Here is a 3,782-nt window from a genome sequence, read left to right on the forward strand (position 1 = left end):
GCACGTGCAGCGCGGCCGGGACGCCGGCCCGCAGCGCCGCGGCGAGGGCCAGCGCCGGCAGTGCGTCGACGGCCGCGCCGACGTGCTCCGGCTCGCCGTGCCGCCCCGGCACGCGCGGGTGGAGAAGGAGCCCCACGACGAGCCGCCCACCCCGGCGGCCCCCATCGGAGCGGTCGACCCGCGCGGGTGGCGCGACTACCCGACCGGTCCGGCTCTGCTGCGGGCGCTCGCCGACGGCCGGGCACCCCGCGCGGTCTGGTCGGCGCTGCCCGGTGAGGACTGGGCGGCCCGGTACGCCGACGCGGTGGCGGCCACCGTCGCCGGTGGGCGCGGGGCCGTGGTCGTGGTGCCCGACGCGCGTGACCTCGACCGTCTCGACGCGGCGCTCACCGGCGTCCTCGGCCCGGGGCGGCACGTCAGCCTCTCCGCCGCGCTCGGCCCGGCCCGGCGGTACCGGGCGTTCCTCGCCGCTCGCCGTGGCCAGGTGCCGGTGGTGATCGGCACCCGGGCGGCGATGTTCGCCCCGGTGGCCCGGCTCGGCCTCGTCGCCGTCTGGGACGACGGTGACGACCTGCACTCCGAGCCCCGGGCGCCCTACCCGCACGCCCGCGACGTGCTGCTCACCCGCGCCCACCTCGCCGAGGCCGGCGCGCTGGTCGGCGGGTACGCCCGGACGGCCGAGGCGCAGTTGCTGGTGGAGACCGGTTGGGCCCCGGAGGTGGTCGCCGACCGGGCCACCGTACGGGCGCGGATCCCGGCCATCGCGCCGACCGGGGACGACCCGCAACTGGCCCGCGACCCCGGGGCCGCCACCGCCCGGCTGCCCAGCCTGGCCTGGACGGCTGCCCGCGACGCGCTCCGCCAGGACCTGCCGGTGCTGGTGCAGGTGCCCCGCCGCGGCTACGTCCCGTCGATCTCCTGCGCCGAGTGCCGCACCCCGGCCCGCTGCGCGCACTGCGCCGGCCCGCTCGCGCTGCCCTCGGCCAGTGGTACCCCGGCCTGCCGGTGGTGCGCTCGGGTGGCGGCCGCGTACGCCTGCCCGGAGTGCGGTGGGCGGCGGCTGCGGGCCGCGGTGACCGGCGCCCGGCGGACCGCCGAGGAGCTGGGCCGGGCGTTCCCCGACGTGCCGGTGCGCACCTCGGGGCGCGAGGAGGTGTTGACCGACGTGCCAGGCGGCGCGGCCCTGGTGGTGGCCACCCCGGGCGCCGAGCCGGTCGCCGAGGGCGGCTACGGCGCGGTGCTGCTGCTCGACTCATGGGCCCTGCTGACCCGGGCCGACCTGCGCGCCGGCGAGGAGTCGCTGCGCCGCTGGTTGGCGGCGGCGGCGCTGGCCCGCCCGGCGCCGGCCGGTCGGGTGGTGGTGGTCGCCGACGGCGCGCTCGCCCCCGTGCAGGCGCTGCTGCGCTGGGACGCCGGCTGGTTCGCCGGTCGGGAGCTGGCCGAGCGCCGCGAGTTGGGCTTCCCGCCGGCCGTGCGGATGGCGAGCGTCACCGGGGTGGCCGAGGCGGTGGCGGACCTGCTGGCGGCGGCTCGGCTGCCGGACGACGCCGAGGTGCTCGGGCCGGTGCCGGCCGAGGAGGGCCGGGAACGGATGTTGGTCCGGGTGCCCCGGGCCCGCGCCGCAGCGCTCGCCGAGGCGTTGCACTCGGCCGCCGGTGTCCGGGCCGCTCGCAAGGCCGCCGATCCGGTTCGTCTCCAGGTCGATCCGCTCAGCCTGTTCTGAGGTGTTTCGGCCGGTGCTGACGGTCGCGGACCTCACCCGCTGACGGGGGCCCTCGCACACCGCGTCCGGCAAAGCGGTGGCGTCCGAGTGGTAGCATCGCCCGTCATGCCAAGGCGTACGACGGGCTCCAGGTTTCGAGGGGGCGTCAGCCACGCCGAGCTGGGGCCGTCGCGGGATGGCGCGACGATGGCGGGAACGCGTCGGTCGGGCGCGAGGTCGATGATGTCAATGAGCCGGTGATCAGGGGTGGACCAGTCGTGACCGTTGGACAATCGATCGTCTTCAACGGCGACCTCGGCAGCGGCAAGAGCACCGTGTCGGTCGAGATCGCGAAGCGGCTCGGCATGCGCCGGGTCAGCGTGGGGGACCTCTACCGGGAGATGGCGCAGCAGCGGCAGATGACCGCGCTGCAGCTCAACCTTCACGCCGAGCTGGATCAGGCCGTCGACGGCTACGTGGACCAGCTCCAGCGGGACATTGCCGCCTCCGGTGAGCCCCTCATCATGGACTCCCGGCTGGCGTGGCACTTCTTCACCGACGCGCTCAAGGTGCACATGATCACCGAGCCGGGCGAGGCGGCCCGCCGGGTGCTCGCCCGCCCCTCCGGGCCGGCCGAGAGCTACGCCTCGCTGGAGGAGGCCAAGGCCAAGCTCCGGGAGCGCAGCGCCAGCGAGCGCAGTCGGTTCATCATCCGGTACGGGGTGGACAAGGCCCGGCTGCGTAACTATGACCTGATCTGCGACACCACCCGGGCGTCCGCCGCCGAGGTGATCGAGCACATCGTGGCCGCGTACGAGGGCACGCTCGGCGCCGAGGTGCTGCGCGACGGCCCTCCGCTGCTGCTGCTGGACCCGGCCCGGGTCTACCCGACCGAGGACATCGCCACCCTGCGTGGTCTGTGGGACACCGACTTCGTCGGTGGGGTGGCCGAGGCCGGCGACGAGGCCCTCGAACCGCTGAAGATCGGGTTCACCGGCGAGTACTTCTTCGTCGTCGACGGCCATCGCCGCCTCAGTGCCGCTCTGCAGAACGGGTTCTCCCTGGTCCCCGCCCAGCTGGTCGCCGAGGTCGACGAGCCGGTGGTGGGCGGGATGACGGCGATCGACTACTTCGCCGCCCAGGTGCGCCCCGGCCTGATCTACGACTGGGAGGCGGCTCACAAGATCCAACTGCCGCTGCCCGAGCCGGCGTTGCTCCGCGGCGACGCGGTGCTCGCGGGGGACCCGGCCGCCGGCGTCTGAGCGAGGCCGGGCCGACGCGCGGGGTACGCGCGCCGGCCCGGCCACCGAGTCGTACGGCGGATAGCTGGTACGGCTCAGCCGAGGACGACACCCGAGGCGCCGACGCCGGCCATGCCGGAGAAGATGTCCTCGTAGTAGAACCGCCAGGCGCAGACCCGGCCGGCGGGGCGGTAGCCGGTACAGCCCGTCGACGTGAAGGTGTCGTCGATGGCGGTGTTGGTGCCGGTGGCCCAGACCTGGAGGGTGTTCGCCGCGTTCACGATCTCCACCGGGCCGCCGCTGTCACCCTGGCCGACGGCGTTGGCGCCGGTGGTGTTCTCCGCCTGGACCTGACCGCAGACCTGGCCGAAGTCGCGCACGTTGATGCACAGATTGCGGGCCTTCACCTGGATCGAGCAGCGGGTGCCGGAGTACGCGCCGGAGGTGCACACCCAGTTGCCGACCTGGCTGGCCGACGCGCCGATCACCTGGTTGCTGAACTCACTGACCACCCTGCCCTGCGCGTCGGTGCTGTTGTTGAAGACCCGGCCGCCCGAGGCGCCGGACAGCAGCAGGGTGTCGGTGCCGGCGTTGCGGGTGCCGACGATGCCCATCGACTGCCCGGTCGGGTCGGTCGCGGCGTTGTTGATGTTGCCGCAGTGCGCGGCGGAGAGGATCCGCGCGGACCCGCCCTGGAAGACCCCGAAGCCGGTCGAGCAGCCGCCGCCGGTGGTGGCGTTGCGCCAGGCGGCACCGCCCCACCACGGCGCCGTGTCGTCCCATCGGGTCGCCGGCGCGGCGGCGACCTTGGTCTGCACGGTCACCGGCACACCGGCCAG

2 protein-coding genes and 1 pseudogene are annotated in these 3,782 nt (G+C 75.3%); 2 read left to right on the forward strand and 1 reads right to left on the reverse strand.

Annotated elements, in window-relative coordinates:
- Positions 1-1,723 (forward strand): primosome assembly protein PriA (locus tag AB0B48_RS32255; protein WP_357208230.1); only part of this gene is annotated, 1,723 nt, incomplete at its 5' end.
- Positions 1,724-1,980: 257 nt separating this feature from the next.
- Positions 1,981-2,964 (forward strand): AAA family ATPase, encoded by a 984-nt coding sequence (locus AB0B48_RS32260; RefSeq protein WP_355009189.1) that lies wholly within the window; start codon positions 1,981-1,983, stop codon positions 2,962-2,964.
- Between the two features lie 74 nt (positions 2,965-3,038).
- Here AB0B48_RS32260 and AB0B48_RS32265 read toward each other — a convergent pair.
- Positions 3,039-3,782, reverse strand: a pseudogene (locus AB0B48_RS32265) (hypothetical protein); the annotation flags it as partial.

Origin of the sequence: Micromonospora sp. NPDC049089 (genome assembly GCF_040648775.1) — a bacterium.
Taxonomy (GTDB): domain Bacteria; phylum Actinomycetota; class Actinomycetes; order Mycobacteriales; family Micromonosporaceae; genus Micromonospora.